Below are 16,057 nucleotides of genomic sequence, written 5' to 3' on the forward strand. Positions count from 1 at the left end.
GCTATTCTGGCCCTCGCTGGTCTTTCTGGGAGCTGCTCTGCATTGAGCGAAACCTCATCCTGTTACACACGGTCGCAGCCTAAGCTTCCTGATCGTCAAAAAGTGCGCGCCCACCTCAGCAATGGGGAAGAGGGACGGCAGCTGTTCGATGCCGTGATGGACAGTGATATTGGCCGCGTGGAAGAAATGGTGCGCGCCAATCCGCGGCTGCTTTCCACCCACCGGGTGCTGCGCGAAAATGAACGCGCGGCCAGCGGCAATAGCGGCGGCCTGCTCAGCTTTGCGATTGCCAATTGCGATCCCCGTATGCTTGGCGCTTTGCTAGAGCTTGGGGCCGATCCCGATGGCGTTCCGGCGGGCCTGGCACTCACTTATGCGCTGCTTGCTGATGATCCATTGATGGCGACAATGCTGCTGCAAGCGGGTGCCTCGCCCGATGCCCAGACGCCGGGCCGATCAACACCGCTAAAGGAAATCCTTTATTTTGAGCGGACCGATGCGGTTGATCTACTGCTTCGCGCCGGAGCAGACGCAAACCGCCCCGATGAGCTGGGCGCGAGTCCTCTTGAGCTGGCCTTGATGTTCCAGGATTTTCGATCAGCGGAAATTTTGCTGAAGGCGGGCGCAAACCCTTGGCAGGTCGGCAATAAGGGCGCTCTGCCAGCGGCCATGCTGACCAAGCCAGCCGAGCAAAGCAGCCACGAGCCGCACCGGCTAAAATTGCTCGAAATGGTGCAAGCTCGTAGCCCGATTTGGCCGCCACCCGCCCCAGCTGAGGTCATCAAAGGGTTCCTCCACGGCGATTGGCCCAATGCCGCAATGAAAGAAGCTGGATTTGTCGCAACTGAGCAGGCGATGTCTTCCATGCAGCTTGCTGACCGTGCGCAAAAGTAGGGAGGGCGAGAGATGGTGAATTCAATCCGCCCGGCCGGCGTAAGCGCGGTGTCAGCCGTTTCTGCTGGCTCTGGCAAAAACGGTGGACGCACCGGCGGCGCGCTGCGGAAATTGGCCAAGCAAATCGCAGGCCGCGTCGTCCGAGAATTTCGGATGTCTGAGGATGAGCGCGATTATCAAGAAGAGGCGCCGCTGCGCGATGGCGAAGACCTATACGAAATCCGCGCCGTTGCCCGCGAACTTGCCAGTGACCTGCAGGCCAGGCCCACTGACGAAGGGCGATTGACCCGCAGCTTAGGAGCGTTTGCGGCGGAAAGCGCGTCTCTGCTCGCGGCGCGGCCAGAAGCGGCTTCGCTCGATACGATAGCGCGGGTAATTGCCGCGCATGAACAGCCTGCTGATGGTGAAACGATTGAGCGCGCGTTCAATCAGATTGATCAGACAGCCCTTGGCATATCAGAGAGCCGTCCAGGCTGAGCGTCACCAGCACTCTTGCTGGCCCGCTCAAACTGTAAGGACGCAATATTCAAGCGCCGCCGGCCCAAACCATGCAGTAAAGCCAATTGCGCATATCCCGCCCGCAGCGCATTCAATTTCGGATCAAGTCCTGAAATGCGAATAGCAATCCCGCCATCTGCCTGCCTTTGCAAATGCGCACCTTGCGCCAAAAAGCCTGGTGGAAACTCGATCTCTGCAGATGGCTGAAACGCGCTTGGCCAGCTTTCCGCGATCTGCGCCGCCATCCGTTCGAACACGGCCTTATCAGCAGGCGATAGCGCAGACTGAGCGGCAATCGCCTGCGGGTCTTTGCCAGCAAGAATGCGGGTCATATCCGCGCGCGCAAATTCGCCTTCGCTCTGATGCCCGCTCTCGCCTGACATGCTGTCGAAGTCGCCTGAGCGCGAGCGCGCGGACGAGTTCTGCCCTGCTCGCTCTGCGCTCTGCTCGGATGAGCGACCTGTGTCATCACCCGCTCTTTCGACTTTGGCTGAGAACCGCTCGCTGAGGGTTTTGACCTCCGCTTGCCGGCGCGGGGGTTCATTGGTCTTGGATACGTCCGGCGCATGTCGCGGCGCGCGCGAGGCACTGGGATCATTTGCTGCTCGGGACGCCTGCGTCATTGGCGGCATTCCTCGGCTGCTTCATCGGCAATGGTCTCGCGCCGCAGAGCTTCTGCCTTTCGCTGTGCCACGGCTTTCTCAGTGATCAGATCAGCCCGTTCTGCCGCCCGTTCATGCTGCGTGCGGGCGGCCAGCAAATGCTCGCGCGCTTCGCGCAACGCATCATAGGCATCGGCGCGCTGCATGCTGGCGCTTTCGCATTTTTGGTCGGAGACTTGGCGCCAGAGCAAGGCCTGAGGATCAGCAGGATTGGAACGCAGCATAAACTCCGCATACTCGCGCTGCTCGCGCTCCAATTTATAAACATCATGCGCTTGCTGCGCGGCGGCAGCGCTTTTGAGCTCAGCGGCCTTAGCCTCGCGCCGCACGCGCTGCGCACGCCGCTCTCTCAATTGAGCAATCCGGTTTGCCTGCTGCAATTGCTGGGTCATAGGATCGCCTCTCCAATGGCCCGAAGCCGGGCAAGCGTGGTTGCTTGATCGCAGGCATCTTCGGAGCGCTGGCATAAGAACGCCTCAATCGCATCGCGCTGTTCCAAGGCCACATCGGCAAGCGGATCCTGCCCAGATTGATACTCGCCCATTTGCAGCAGCAGTTCGATCTCGGACAATTTTGCAAGCATTGCCCTCACCGCTTCTGCCGAAGCAATTTGGCCCGGACCAGACAGCTTGCGGAAAAGCCGAGACTGGCTGGTGGCGATATCGATTGCGGGAAAATGACCACGCGCTGCAAGCTTGCGCGACAGATGAATATGCCCATCAAGCAAGGAGCGGACTTCTTCGCCCACCGGATCTTCCTCCTCGCCCTCGGTTAGCACAGTATAAAGCGCGGTGATCGCGCCCTCGCCATCCGTCCCTGCGCGCTCAAACAGTCGCGGCAGCTCAGCAAACACCGAAGGCGGTAGGCCGCGCCGGACAGCCGGTTCACCAGCGGCCAAGCCAATTTCCCTTAGCGCTCGGGCATAGCGGGTAACGCTATCCATCAGCAGCAAGACATGCTTACCCTGCGCTCTGAAGCCCTCCGCGATTGCGGTTGCCGCGCGCGCAGCCCGGACGCGTTCCATTGCCGGGCGATCCGAGGTCGCAACCACGACGACGGAGCGTGCAAGTCCTTCCTCGCCAAGCGTATCGGCGATAAACTCACGCACTTCACGGCCTCGTTCACCGATCAGGCCGATTACAATCGCGTCAGCTTTCGCCCGGCGAGCGAGCATTGCGAGCAGGGTCGATTTCCCGCCGCCGGCTGCCGCAAAAATTCCCATGCGCTGCCCGATGCCGAGCGTGAGCAGGCCGTCTACAGCGCGAACCCCGCTCTCCAGCGGCATATCGATCGGAGGGCGCTCCATTGGTGCTGGCGGCGGCGCAACCAACGGTCGGTCAGGTGTGGGAGCGATTGGACCAGCGCCATCGATTGGCGCGCCTTGCGCGTCCAGAACCCTACCCAGCAGGCTGTCATTGGCCGGTACCCGGTCGGCCATTTCGCGCAAAATGACCTCAGCATCAGCGTATAACCCGCGCAACTCGCCAAGCGGCGTTAGCAGCATGATATCGCCATCAAATCCCACGATCTCGGCGCGCAACGCCTCCTCGCCCTCAGTGGTGGCGATCTCCATGACATCGCCGATGCGACCGCGCGCGCCTCTCACTCGGAGTGTGGTGCCGACCGCTCCGACCAGCCGCCCGCGCTGCTCGTAGAGCGGCGAGCGCAGGCTATCGAGCAAAGAGGAGGCGTCAGAATTAGCCATCGAGGTCAGCCGCCAACGTTCCAGCGCGCGCGTAGGGCCTCCAACTGCGTCTCAAGATCAGCGATGATCCGCCCGCCCCCGGCCTCTATCCGGCAGCCCATATCTTGCAATTCGGGATCCCCTTCGACCAAACGCGCGCTGCTCTCTGACAGCCCGCTCCGGACCGCCTCTACCCATTGCTCAGCGACAATAATGCGCGATGCTTTTGCGCCGGAGCGATTGAGAGTTTGTTCGACCAATCCCGTAACGACGGATGCAGCATCGCGCGCTCCAATCAAATGCTCGACCGCTTCCATCGCCGCGATAGCCGCAGCGCGTTCACGCCGCGCATCTTCGCGGGCCATATCTTCTTGCAATTTCGCCGTGCACTTCGCGAGGGCATCGCGCATTTCTGCCAGCGCCTCTTCGCGGCCCGCAGCATAGCCTTCCGTTCGCGCAGCGGCAGCGTCTGCCTGCGCTTGGTCCGCTATGGCTTTCGCATCGGCAAGCAAAGCGGCACTTTCACGAAAATCGCCGACATGCTCTCTCGCAATCCGAGAGGATGACGGACGCACCAAGACATCGCCGCACATCACGAATTCGCTCATTCCGCTGGCTCCATTTCAGGTGTTTGTGTGTGCGCCAAAATTTCCGCTGCCAGCTCAGCCAATGGGGCAAATTCGCGGTGCCGCTGTGCCTTTTCGACCAGCTCCTCGCCCTCCTCCACCAGTTCAACCGGCGTCGGCAAATCGTTAGTCAAAAACGCGGCGCTGAGCTGGCCGATTTCCGCATCGCAAACCGCATCAAAAAGGTCTTCACCGACGAAAGTTGCCAAGGCAGCCAGCCTACCACCGTTGAGCTCAGCATCGATTGCGGGCCGCGCGTGGAGCAGGCCAACAATCGTGACCAGCTCGCTATGGCGCTCTTGGTCTGCAATGCTCCAATCGGACGGATTGGCCAGATCACTAAATGTCGGCAGGCTTTCCCCGCGCAGTCTCGCGGCAAACCTTTGCGCGCGCGTCGGCAGACCCTCGCTTTGCGCCTCAGCCGCCATGGCTCATCCCAATTGGCTGCTCGACTGCTCTTGATTTTGACCGGCGACGGCGCCCTCGCCACAATTGCAATCCGCACAGGCCGAGTAGGCCGGCACCCATAATGGCCGCGAGCGTGACCAGAATTTCACTCAACTGATAAGTTGGCGCATTTGTCGTCACTGCAGGCAGCGGCTTGGCCTCTGTCATCGCGACGCTGACCTTCTCATACTCAAGTCCTTCGATACTGTTGGTGACCAATGCCTTGATCGCGGCAGTCTGCGCTCTGAGGTCAAAGCCTTCGCGGTATTTCACAAAAACCGATGCCGACGGCGGATTTGCAACACCTGTCATCACATCTGCTTCGGGCAAAGCAAGGTGGACGCGGGCTTCAACGACGCCGTCAAATTCGCTGATCGTATGGGATAGCTCTTGGCTGAGGCCGTAAACCAACCGGGCGCGCTCCGCCAAAGAAGACGAAGTGAAGCCCTCTTTTTTGAACACTGTGCCAAGCGATTCGTATTGATCGCGCGGCAGACCATTTTGGCGCAGGACCTCAACCGAGCGGGCGAAGTCGCCTTGAGCAACAGTGACGGTGAACACGCCCTTCTCGCCCGGGCTCTTGCCGCTTTCAATGCCCGCTCGCTCAAGCACGGCGACCATCTCATTCGCTTCGCGCTCAGCCACATCGCGGTATAGCTCCTGCCCGCTGCAAGCCGCCACAGCGACCATCAAAACCAGCGCAGCCAAGCCTCGCAGTCGCCGCTGCAGACCCGTACCCAACGATACACTTTGTCCGCTGCCCATAGTCACCTTACCCCTGTTGCCGGAACAATTGTTGCAGACCGTCTGCGCTGCGATTGGCGATGTTCGAGGTCAGTTGACACTGGAACATGAACTCCTGGCATTTCATCGTCAGCTGCACAATTTCACCCGGTGTCAGCTCGCCATTGCTGGCCTGCGCTGACTGGGCGAAATCCGTCACTGAGCGCGCTTGCACATCGATCCCGTCAAGCGCGCGCAGCATGTTGCCAAGCGGCGCAGGCAAATCGGCTCGATTAACCCCGCTCGCGCTGGAGGCTTTGTCGATCGCTTGCGCAAAGCGCGCGGCTTCTGTGCCTTGCGCCCCTGAGGCAGCGGTCGACGGACCGAGCGAAATGGTGCGGTCCGCTCCTCCACTGGGCTGCTGCGCGCCGCCAGGGAGCATGGCCGCTGTGAGTAGCTCGATACTCATGGTTCAGTTCTTCCGGGCCATGGTCTCCAGCGCTTTGGAAACGCTGTCGAGCGAGGTGTGGCTGCTCTGCGCCATGAAACTCATACGCATAAATTCGGCGGTTAGCTTGGTGATTTCAGACGGGCTGTCAGCCCCTTCATCACCGCTGATGACGGTCGCTTGCTGCTCAATCTTGGAGGCCTGATTATCGAGTGCAGAGCCCCAAGCCCCGGCAAAGGCCTCGAACCAATTGCGGTTGCGGCTGCTGGTAAACATCGATGGGCTGGAGCTCAGATTCGCCAATACCCGTCCGCTAATATCCGTCATGTCACTTCCTTTCGTGCTCGGTTCAATTCTGGCATTTCACATCACTAAAGTGTCGCGCATCCCTTCGCGCTCAACAGTCACTTGGCCTTCGCCAATCTCTACGATTTTGTGCCCGGTCGGCAGGCTGGCACCTACAAACCAGCGGGTCCCATCTTCGGTCACCAAATAGCCAGGGTCACCTGCCACAAAGCTGGCCGCGCCATATCCGGGCGCATTGAAGAAATAGGCGAGATCACTGCCGCCGCGATTGGGGTCCGCACGAAACTCAACAGAGCGGACATGCGGCAGGTCTTTCTGGACCAAAGCGGTCAGTTCGCCTTGCTTGTCCTTGGGCAAAAACGGCCCTTCAATGATCAAACCACTCGCACCGGCTGGCAAAGCGCGCGCGTCGATTTTTTGGGCCGAAAGCAGGTCAGTTGCGGTTTCCGCCGCTTCCGACAGTGTCTCAACCCCAACGAACAATGACGGGTGCTCTGCCGCTGCCCATTCGCGCAATTGCAGCAAAGCGCTCTCATTGGGGACTAGACCGGTTACCGCCAGCGCGCCCGTGTCTGCGGCGCGTCCAACCTCAAGGCCCCGAAACCCTTGATCAACCAACGCCAGCTCAATGGCGGTGGGATCATCAGCGTCGGGACTAAGCGCGGTGTTCCCAAAGAACGCACCGCCCGCAACCACGAGCAGCGCGGCTCCAATCAGGCCCAGCTTTCCAGCGGTCCATTCGATCCCGGCAATCTTGGTACGAGCCGGCTGAGAACGCAGCGCCAAGCGCTCGCCCATATCTGTCGCGGGCAAAGCATCTGTCTCTTGCAAAGCAACAACCATGGTCTCACTGGCGGCTTCGCTCGCATCAGACCAACGTTCTTCATCATCGCCGCCAATTGCAAATTGCAGATCACCAATCTGGACCGGAAGATAGGGCTCAAGCACCAGCTTCTCGCCGGACCCCATATCACGGCCCAACACCACCGCCTCGCCAGAGACAATCTCAAGCATGGGTCGCTTTCCGCAGGTTGCAAGCCTTAGCGTGCAGCCTTTCGTCGAGCGATCGCGCAGAACGATATCATTTTCGAAACTGTGACCAATTGCCAGCGAACGACCGGGCGGCAAACGATGCTCCGCCCCTTGCGAGCGCCCATTCAGTACCCGTAGCGTCAGCGATATGCTTTCGCCAAGCTCCTGCACCTCGGCAACGGAAGAATGCGCATTCATCGGCGGCGCCTCGGAGTGACAGGCTCTTCGCCGCGCAGCTGTTCCATAAACAGAGGCTCGACCTCATTGGCGGACAATTGAGCCGTGCCAAGATTGCTGATCCTAGGCGTAAGCAGGAAGAGGCGTTCGTAATGATCCTCACCTTTCTTGCGCTTGCGAAACAGCTGACCAAGGCCCGGAATATCGCCCAGCAGCGGTGTCTTGCGCTTCCGGTCATATGTCGTCGTCCGGGTCATACCGCCCAGCATTACGCTCTCGCCTTGGCGCACGATCATATGCGTTGCCAGATTGGCCCCGCCGGTCACAGGCACACCATCGACCACCATGCCATTGAGCTGTGTGTCGTCGATCTCAATCTGCATGCGGATCCGCATATCGCCGCCATCTTCGATGGCAGATGGCCGCACCCGCATTGTCAGGCCATAATCAACGGTAACAGCGTCCACTTCTCGCTCGCCCTCCAGCTTGATCACTTGCTGAGTGCTGTCTCCGAAAGAGGCGACTTCATTGTTCAATGACGTGAGCAATTGCCGTGTTGTCACGCGAACCGCACCGCGCTCTTCCAACGCCTTCGCACGGGCCAAGAACACACCTCCATCACCGCTCAGATAGCCGCCCGTAATCCCGCCCGGCCCGAAATTTGGGCCGCCACCGAAGAGCAGGCCCAGGCTCTCGATGCCAAAACCGAAATCAAGGCCCAGCTCTTTGAGCTTCGTAACGTTAAGCTCGAGGATCGTAACCTGCGTCTCAATGCTCAGCGGCTCGATATCGAGGTTAGCGATCAGCTTCTCATAGACGCCCATGGTCTCTGGCCGATCTCGCACGATCACCGCATTGACGGTCGTATCGGCCGAAATTCGCGGTCCATTCAAATCGCGTTCAATTCCCCGCCGGTCGTCTTCGTCCCGCTGGCTGAATTCCCGGTTTCGATCATCAAATGGCCGATCACGCAGGCTGCGTAACCCGGTGGTGCTGTATTCATTTGCGGAATTTGAAGTGACGCTGCCTACTTGCCGACCATCGCCCATTTGCTCCTGAAGCAGAGTTGCGACACCCGGAATAATCGTGAGCAAGTCAGCATTACGAACTGGGCGATCAGCTGCGCTGCGATATTTCAGATAGAAAATGCGCACTTCAAACGGATTGCGAAGGCCCGCCTGCCGGATCACCTCGGAACGCACGCTGTCGCGCGCTAGCGGTGCGCGAAGCAATGGCGAGGCGACAAGAGTTGACGTCTTTTCAATTGGGACGATTTGTTTTGAAGCAGACAATGCCTGAGCCTGCAATTGACCAGTCATATGCTCGACCTTGTCGAGGAAAGACGGAACGCCCGTGGCCAAGACCATCCCATTCCTGGTCTGAACCGTGTTGACCTGATCCGTAAGCCCCATGCTCTCGACTTGAGCACGAACTTTTTCGCCATCGTAGGTCGGTATGGATCGGCTGGAAATTTCATTGTTGCTGTAGATCCGAGCAACTGCGCCATCCCAGTAAACGACAAGGCCATAAGCGCGTGAGATTGTGCCCCAAATGGTTGAGGGATCGTCCTTAAAGACGCCCTGCACCTTGCCTTTTACTCCAGTGCTAACTTTGGCCCGAAGACCAGCCTCACTGAACAAATCAGCCACAAAGTCTCGTACATCCTGACCGCGCGCACTGATCGATATTGGGTCCTCCTGAAACGGAACCTCACCTGCGCTCACCGCTACTGGTGACAGCATTGCCGCCAAACCGAGACCAGCGATTATTGGCCGACGCATGGCTCTCATCAAAACAGGGAAAATCGAACGGGTGTTAAGGGGATTCACTCCGCAGCCTCCGCATAAATTTCGTCCGGCTCAGCTGCATGAGCAACCAAATCCGGAGCGATGTCGAGTTGCCGCACCACATCAAGCGGAACGGCGGGGTTCAATTCGTTGAAACTCAAAACTGGTACATCAAACAAATCAGCCGCGCACACGAGGCGCAAAGGCCGGCGCAGGTCTTGCGCGGTCAGGATAGCGCGGGCGCCGCCGGCCTCGACTTCCTGCCCAATCAGTTTGACGAGATCGCGCATGCGCAAGGGATCAACGGCGAGGCGCGGCTGACCGTCAATGCTCGTCAATGTCGCACGGATCGCATCTTCTGCGCGCGGGCCGATCATCATGACCTTGAGGCGCCCGTCCTCGCATAGCGGGGCAACAATATTGCGCCGCAAGGCAATACGGACGCGCGCGGCGATCATATGCGCTTCGCGTTCGGTTTGCCCAGCCTCGCTGATCGCAGCGATGCAATCGCGCATATTGCGCAGCGACACCTGCTCATCAGCCAATATGCGCAGGACTTCGACGATGGTCTGGATCGGTACGGCGCGCACCGCTTCCTTCACCACTTCTGGGTGGCTCTCGCCCAACACGTCGAGCTGGTCAGTGACCTCTTGCAGACCAAGGAACAGAGTCAGATTGCGGCGCAGGAGCTCACGCATAAACGCAGGCACTCGCTCCTGGATTTGCTCCGGCTTCTCGCGCGCTGCACCCAGCGGAGCATCATAAGCCAGCAGCTCCCAGCTTCCCTCCGGCTCATCGTCTTGCATCCGCTGAACCCTCAGCGCAGGAAGAGCCACACCGGAAACCATTTGCAGATCGTCTTTGGCCGCCTCAAGCTCGCTGGTCAGCAGCGCCATCTTGCTCGCATTCATCGTGCCCCACTGGAGCGACAGGACCAGTGGCTCTACCTGCGGCGCAGGGCGCGCTTTCAGGATGATTTCTTCTGCAACAGGCGCCTCATCGGTTTGTCCGCGCGCTACGAATTCGCGCATCTTGCCGCCAACAACAGGATCGCGCCAAGCGCCCACCAACATCAGCGTCAGCCCGAGCGCGCAGAATACGGCCCAAGGGAAACCCGGGATTAGCCCAAGCGCCAGAGCAATCGCGCCCGCGGCAACCAATGTTCCGGGACGCGCACCGATTTCAGAGAAGATCGCTGGAGCGAGATCAGGCTTCGTGCTTGGATCATTGCTGCGTGTCACCAGCAATCCAGCAGCGAGCGCACACAGAAACGCAGGGATTTGCGCAACCAACCCATCACCAACCGTCAGGATCGAAAAGGTTGACGCAGCCTCACCCAGTGAGAGGCCAAAGGTGAGCATCCCAACCGCGATGCCGCCAATGAGATTGATGACCACGATCACGATTGTGGCGATCGCATCACCTTTCACGAACTTCATCGCACCATCGAGGCTGCCGTAGAGCCGGCTTTCCTGCTCGAGTTCGCTGCGCTTCTTACGCGCTTCATCCTTAGTCAGCATTCCAGACCGCAGGTCGCTGTCGATGGAAAGCTGCTTGCCCGGCATCGCGTCGAGGCTGAAGCGCGCGCACACCTCGGCGACCCGCTCTGAACCTTTGGAAATCACAATGAACTGAACCACTGTGATGATCAGGAAGACGACAAGGCCAACGATGATATTGCCGCCAGCGGCCGTCTCCCCAAATTCGGTAATGATTTGGCCGCCATCCATTTCGGTCAGGATCATCCGCGTCGTCGCGATACTGATCGCCAGTCGCGCGACCGTTGTGAACAGCAGGATCGACGGGAAGGTGGAGAATTCGAGCGGATGGCGAGCGCCAATCACCGCAATAAGCAGCAATGCCGCGGCGGTGAGATTGAAGGCAATGAACACGTCCAGCATCACTGGAGGTATTGGCAAAATCAGCATTGCGAAGATTGCGACCAACCCGCCGATAACAATCAGCTGGGCCGTTGGCACTGCCGATGCGGCATTTTTAAGCTTCGCGCTGAGCGCCATCAGAAGTTCACCGCAATCCCATTCTCGCCAGCTAATGAGACGTAATTCGCCTTCACTTTGGCAACATAATCTTGTGTTTCACGATAGGGCGGGATCCTCATGCCGTGCTTGCGAACGGCGCCTTCACCTGCGTTGTACGCAGCGAGCACTAGCTCCAGATCCCCATCGAATGTCTGCCACAAACGGCTGAGCAATTTCGCACCCGCATTGATATTGGTCGTGGGATCGAACAAATGCTGCGGATTTCTCACCCCCAAATCGCGGCCTGTACCCGGCATAACCTGCATCAGCCCCCTCGCGCCCGCATGACTGACCGCACGGTCGCGGTAACGGGATTCTTGCTTAATGACAGCGTGGAGAAGCAGAGGATCGACCCGGTGGGCCCGCGCTGCCTGCTCGATTATCGCGTCGAAGCGTGTGCCATAGCTTTGCGGGCTGAGCGCCAGCACCGCTTCAACATCCTGATCGCCGATCTGCCCTTGGTCACCCAAGCCATCGCCCTCGATCGGGCGGCGCGCGCTTTCAGGAGGGATGATTGCGACAATAGACCCATCGCCCAGCTTGAAAGTCTCAGCCTCAAAGCTCGGTTTTGCACCCGCTTTCTCAGGTCTTTTGCTCTGGTTCTTCGCGTCCGTCTTGGCCGCCAAAATGAACCTCGGATCGTCGGTCGCCTCGTCATTGTAACCGGGGCCGCGGGGCATTGTCTCCGCCTCTTCGGAGATCGTCGTGCTGCGCACATTATCGCGCGGACGGTTTGCCCTAAAAGCTGGCGACTCGATCACAGTGGTTTCGGGACAATGGCCCAGCAAACCCTCAAAATGTCTAAGCGAATCAACGCTCGCCACACGAATGGGCGCATCGACCTGACATTCGCCTGGATTTTCGATTGGGTCCGGATCCCGCTCTTTAGCTGCGACGCTCACACCGCTGAGCGCAGTCAAACCAGCACCCATTAAAGTAAGCTTCAGACTATAAGACTTCATGCCTTGAAGAATTAGGACAAAACTATTTTGTGTTTTACTTGACACGCGACCTCCTGTTCAGAACTCAGTTCTAAACCAATCAAGTAACCTAGCTATCTCGCTAACGGGTTGGGAATCCTGCCTTTGACCCCACCAAGCCAGCAACCACGATGGTAAAGGATATTTGGTAAGTTTGAAGGCCCCACATAAACCTTGGGAAAACTTGCTCAATTGCCCGGAATTGCGTGCGTTGTGCGACGAATTGAGTGCTTTTCGCATTTTCAGTTCACCGTAAAATTGGAGCAATTCGTCTGTGACAGATTTGTGAACCGATTACTGCAACCGAGTCGAGTCGTGAAAAGTTTCACTGGTAACGACTTCAAAGCCCGTTGACTTTACTAACAGGCGTGCAAATAACGTGGCCTCCGGGCCTGCCATCCGGAGTCGCGTGGGGGCGAAAAATTGTCTCTACGCTCGCATCAAAAGCCCGTTTCTGACAGGCGTCTTATGAGGTGAGTGGCAGGCCAAATGGCGGATGAAGATAAAGGCGGCGACAAAACAGAGCTGCCGACCCCCAAAAAGCTACGAGATGCCCGCGAAAAGGGGGACATTGCCAAGGCTCAGGACATTACGTCCATGCTCGGCACGTTCGGGGCAATCCTATTACTCATGGTAGCGGGCGCGTGGATCGCGCGCAGCATTGCTGATTTTGGTGAGCGGGTAGTGACCCAGGCGGCCAGCGGCGATTTCAATTTGGCATTCGATGGCTTGGCGGGAGAAGGAGCCTTGCTGCTGCTGATGCTGAGCGCTGTGATACTTATACCGCTGTCTGCGCTCGGTGGTTTGTCAGAAGCCTTCCAAACTCGCGGCCTGTTCGCGCCGAAGCGGCTTGAACCGAAATTTGAGAACATCAATCCGGTCAAAGGATTGAAGCGATTGTTCGGTAAGGACGGATTGGTCCAATTGGTCAAAACGCTGGCGAAAGTGCTCGCCGTGCTCGCCGTCATTTGGCTCGTCGCTTACGGGCATATTGAAAAAATGGGCTCCATGCTGCTGCCCGCCTCAGAAGCCGTTTGGCGAGATGGGCTTGGCGCACAGGCAGGATCGCGTGATGCCGCCCTGACCTACAGCATAACGCTTGAGATCCTTGCTTGGGTCGGCGGGCTATTCGTTGGGATCGCGCTCATCGATAACGTCTGGACCAAACAGCGCTTCCTCAAAAAAATGATGATGAGCCGGCGCGACATCAAACAAGAGGTGAAGCAGGACGAAGGTGATCCGCATGTAAAAGACCACCGGCGGCAGTTGGGTCAAGAATGGGCGCAATCAGGCGCTATCTCAGCCACGCATGACGCATCGGCATTGCTCGTCAATCCGACCCATCTGGCCATCGCGCTCGACTATGATCCAGACCGCGCCCCGGTCCCCGTGATTTTGGCACGCGGCGATGGTGAAATCGCGCAGGCTATGCGGGAGGCAGCGGTCGACGCCGAAGTCCCAATCATCCGCCACATCCCAACGGCGCGCAAACTGTGGGCGCGCGGCGAGGTTGGTGAGATGGTTCCCGAGGAATTGTTCGATGCGATCGCCGAGGTGATCTTGTGGGCGAAGCGTGCCCGGGCCGGAAAGGCTCCGATGGAATGTGAGCTCGACCATGGTCGCGCGCCGCACAGCGAACCAAGTGACAAAGAACCAATGGAGTTAGAACCGTCATGACCATCGGAACGGTGCTTTCGTCCCTGCTCGCAATCATCTTGTCTCTGGCCTTCGTTATCGCTCTCGCATGGGGCGGGCTTTACCTTATGCGGCGGTTTCAGGACGGGAGCTTTGGGAAGCTCGGCGGCCAGCAAGACACTCGCAATTTGCGCTTCATCCGGGCCCTGCCAATTGGACCGCGCGAACGCTTGGTTCTGATTGAGATTGAGGGCGAGGAGATGCTGCTGGGTGTGACCGCGCATTCAATCTCTCGGCTGAGAGAATGGCCCGCTCCCGGCTCTGCCGAACCGGCCACGGACGCTGCGGACTACTATGCCGATCAAACGCCAAACGATGCCGCAAAAGAGCGGCCACGTTTTCGCCTGCGTATGTCTGATGAGGGGCAGATATGAGCGCTCAGCAGGATCAACCCGAAGGCGTCGCCAGCAGTCTGCCCAGCTTGAACGCCGACCAATGTGCCTGGGCGCATCATGCGGCCCGTTTGCTAGCCCGCCGGGGTATCGCGACATCAATTGTACCAGCTCAGTCTTCACAAGCGGGCTGGTACAAAGCAGATGGGCTTGCGTTTCGCCCTCCGCCAGAGACGCGCGCGCCACTGGGCGCAGCGGCTGACGCATTGGTGGACGCTTTGGCTTTGCACAATTCGTCGCTCGATGAGATTGAGCAGGCGACCGGCCTCGCTGCTGAGTTCGACAATCATGGCGAGCTCGGCGATGATCTTGCCTGCGTCCGCCTCACTCGCGCCGGTGAGCCTTTGGGCGAGATCGCGCCGCTTGCGCCGCCGCCCATACCCTGTCCCGCAGCCACTCCGGTGCCAGTGCCGCTGTCGCTCGCTGCTACGCGGCTTACTCTGGATGAGGCTGAGGCACTGGGAGGGGGCGATCTGCTGCTTCTTTCTGGATCGCCTTGGCCCGTTATCGAGAACCCGGCCAGCCCCGTTGGCGGCGGCGTAGTATTCGATCCGCAAACAGGGCGGCTGATTGCCGCGCTTACGAACACCCCTAACAACTTTGAGGCAACTCCGATGAGTGACCCATCAGACACCAGTCAAATGACCGTGCCAGTGGCTCTGCAATTGCCCGATGCAATCCTATCGCAAGAGGATCTGGCCGCCCTTGCAAATGCCGGATCGATTGACCTCGGCCCGGTGACAGAGGGCCTCCAAGTCACTGTCAGCGTCGGCGGATTGCCAGTTGGCAAAGGCGAGATTGTCCGCGTGGGCGATCGGTTCGCAGTGCTGGTCGAGAGCCCCTCACCAGCCGCAAACCAGCCTGGCGGTCAAAGCGCCGACACGGCCGCGCCCGCCGCCGAAGAAGCATCGCCCGGTGATCCGTTGAGCGATACTGGCGAGCTGGCGGCAGAAACAGAATGATGGAACTCGGGACATTCACACCCGGCTCCGCGCTGATCACAGTATTGCTGATCGCGCTGGCTCCGTTCCTAGCTGTGATGGTCACCAGCTTCACAAAAATCGTGGTTGTCCTGGCCATCGTGCGCAGCGCGCTTGGCCTGCAGCAAACCCCGCCCAACATCGTTCTCAATGGACTGGCGCTGATCCTGTCCGTCTATGTCATGTATCCGACCCTTCAGGACATGTCAGCTGCCGCTGGAATGGGGACAGAAACCGAGGCTACCATGCCGGGCGATAGCCCTGCCGGCCCGTCCCAACTTGGCGATACCCAAGAGATCATATCAACCGCCGACAAAGCCAAAGAGCCGCTGCGCAAGTTCCTGATCGCCAATACGGATGCAGAAGACCGAGCCTTCTTCTTGGCGACACAGCGGCGCATAAGCGGGCCAGAACGCGCGGCACAAATTAGCGACAGCGATTTTGTCATCATCGTCCCGGCGTTCGCGGTGCGCGAGCTGACAACAGCCTTTCAGATTGGGTTTCTGATATTCCTGCCGTTTCTGATCATTGATCTGGTGATCTCGAATATCTTGCTCGCGCTCAACATGATGATGCTCAGCCCGGTCACGATCTCACTGCCGTTCAAGATCTTGCTGTTTGTGGTCATCGATGGGTGGGCCAAACTCAGCCATGGATTGGTGCTGTCCTATGCGATGTAGCAAGGCG

General features: G+C 58.9%; 18 protein-coding genes. 6 read left to right on the forward strand and 12 right to left on the reverse strand.

The window, feature by feature from the left end:
• Positions 1-102 precede the first annotated feature (102 nt).
• Positions 103-894, forward strand: a complete 792-nt coding sequence (locus AC0V6V_RS07275; protein ID WP_486164757.1) for an ankyrin repeat domain-containing protein — start codon at positions 103-105, stop codon at positions 892-894.
• Positions 895-906: 12 nt separating this feature from the next.
• Entirely contained in the window at positions 907-1,371 is a 465-nt protein-coding gene (locus tag AC0V6V_RS07280) for a hypothetical protein (RefSeq protein WP_486164758.1), read from the forward strand.
• Here AC0V6V_RS07280 and AC0V6V_RS07285 read toward each other — a convergent pair.
• Genes AC0V6V_RS07285 through AC0V6V_RS07340 form a run of 12 tightly spaced genes read right to left on the reverse strand, consistent with a single transcriptional unit; the run spans position 1,332 to position 12,243 of the window.
• A complete protein-coding gene (locus AC0V6V_RS07285) occupies positions 1,332-2,015 on the reverse strand; it encodes a hypothetical protein (RefSeq protein ID WP_486164759.1) in 684 nt (227 codons plus the stop codon). The genes AC0V6V_RS07280 and AC0V6V_RS07285 overlap by 40 nt on opposite strands.
• Positions 2,012-2,446, reverse strand: coding sequence for a hypothetical protein (locus AC0V6V_RS07290; protein WP_486164760.1), 435 nt, complete (start codon positions 2,444-2,446; stop codon positions 2,012-2,014). The genes AC0V6V_RS07285 and AC0V6V_RS07290 overlap by 4 nt, the downstream gene beginning before the upstream one ends.
• The gene (locus AC0V6V_RS07295) at positions 2,443-3,759 is read right to left on the reverse strand and encodes a FliI/YscN family ATPase (protein WP_486164761.1); all 1,317 of its coding nucleotides are present in this window, start codon (positions 3,757-3,759) and stop codon (positions 2,443-2,445) included. The genes AC0V6V_RS07290 and AC0V6V_RS07295 overlap by 4 nt, the downstream gene beginning before the upstream one ends.
• A 5-nt stretch (positions 3,760-3,764) precedes the next feature.
• A complete protein-coding gene (locus tag AC0V6V_RS07300; RefSeq protein WP_486164762.1) occupies positions 3,765-4,346 on the reverse strand; it encodes a FliH/SctL family protein in 582 nt (193 codons plus the stop codon).
• Positions 4,343-4,792 carry a hypothetical protein gene (locus AC0V6V_RS07305; RefSeq protein ID WP_486164763.1) on the reverse strand — a complete coding sequence of 150 codons (450 nt, stop codon included), beginning with the start codon at positions 4,790-4,792 and terminating at the stop codon, positions 4,343-4,345. Before AC0V6V_RS07305 ends, AC0V6V_RS07300 begins: the two co-directional genes overlap by 4 nt.
• Positions 4,782-5,576, reverse strand: a complete 795-nt coding sequence (sctJ, locus tag AC0V6V_RS07310) for a type III secretion system inner membrane ring lipoprotein SctJ (RefSeq protein ID WP_486164764.1) — start codon at positions 5,574-5,576, stop codon at positions 4,782-4,784. Before sctJ ends, AC0V6V_RS07305 begins: the two co-directional genes overlap by 11 nt.
• A 7-nt stretch (positions 5,577-5,583) precedes the next feature.
• On the reverse strand, positions 5,584-6,003 hold the full coding sequence (locus AC0V6V_RS07315) for a hypothetical protein (RefSeq protein ID WP_486164765.1): 420 nt from the start codon (positions 6,001-6,003) through the stop codon (positions 5,584-5,586).
• Positions 6,004-6,006: 3 nt separating this feature from the next.
• Entirely contained in the window at positions 6,007-6,309 is a 303-nt protein-coding gene (locus AC0V6V_RS07320; RefSeq protein WP_486166268.1) for a hypothetical protein, read from the reverse strand.
• Positions 6,310-6,345: 36 nt separating this feature from the next.
• Positions 6,346-7,518, reverse strand: coding sequence for a SctD/MshK family protein (locus AC0V6V_RS07325; RefSeq protein ID WP_486164766.1), 1,173 nt, complete (start codon positions 7,516-7,518; stop codon positions 6,346-6,348).
• Positions 7,515-9,278, reverse strand: coding sequence for a secretin N-terminal domain-containing protein (locus AC0V6V_RS07330; protein ID WP_486166269.1), 1,764 nt, complete (start codon positions 9,276-9,278; stop codon positions 7,515-7,517). The genes AC0V6V_RS07325 and AC0V6V_RS07330 overlap by 4 nt, the downstream gene beginning before the upstream one ends.
• A 44-nt stretch (positions 9,279-9,322) precedes the next feature.
• Positions 9,323-11,302, reverse strand: coding sequence for an FHIPEP family type III secretion protein (locus AC0V6V_RS07335; protein ID WP_486164768.1), 1,980 nt, complete (start codon positions 11,300-11,302; stop codon positions 9,323-9,325).
• Entirely contained in the window at positions 11,302-12,243 is a 942-nt protein-coding gene (locus tag AC0V6V_RS07340) for a lytic transglycosylase domain-containing protein (protein ID WP_486166270.1), read from the reverse strand. The genes AC0V6V_RS07335 and AC0V6V_RS07340 overlap by 1 nt, the downstream gene beginning before the upstream one ends.
• Before the next feature lie 549 nt (positions 12,244-12,792).
• Between AC0V6V_RS07340 and AC0V6V_RS07345 the strand changes: the two genes are divergently transcribed.
• From AC0V6V_RS07345 to sctR, 4 genes are read left to right on the forward strand one after another with little or no spacing between them, the layout of a single operon-like run.
• Positions 12,793-13,980, forward strand: a complete 1,188-nt coding sequence (locus AC0V6V_RS07345) for an EscU/YscU/HrcU family type III secretion system export apparatus switch protein (protein ID WP_486164770.1) — start codon at positions 12,793-12,795, stop codon at positions 13,978-13,980.
• A complete protein-coding gene (gene fliO, locus AC0V6V_RS07350; protein ID WP_486164771.1) occupies positions 13,977-14,372 on the forward strand; it encodes a flagellar biosynthetic protein FliO in 396 nt (131 codons plus the stop codon). Before AC0V6V_RS07345 ends, fliO begins: the two co-directional genes overlap by 4 nt.
• Positions 14,369-15,352 carry a FliM/FliN family flagellar motor switch protein gene (locus AC0V6V_RS07355; protein ID WP_486164772.1) on the forward strand — a complete coding sequence of 328 codons (984 nt, stop codon included), beginning with the start codon at positions 14,369-14,371 and terminating at the stop codon, positions 15,350-15,352. The genes fliO and AC0V6V_RS07355 overlap by 4 nt, the downstream gene beginning before the upstream one ends.
• A complete protein-coding gene (gene sctR / locus AC0V6V_RS07360; protein ID WP_486164773.1) occupies positions 15,349-16,050 on the forward strand; it encodes a type III secretion system export apparatus subunit SctR in 702 nt (233 codons plus the stop codon). Before AC0V6V_RS07355 ends, sctR begins: the two co-directional genes overlap by 4 nt.
• The last annotated feature ends 7 nt before the right edge of the window (positions 16,051-16,057 follow it).

It is taken from the genome of Erythrobacter sp. S249 (assembly GCF_057364975.1).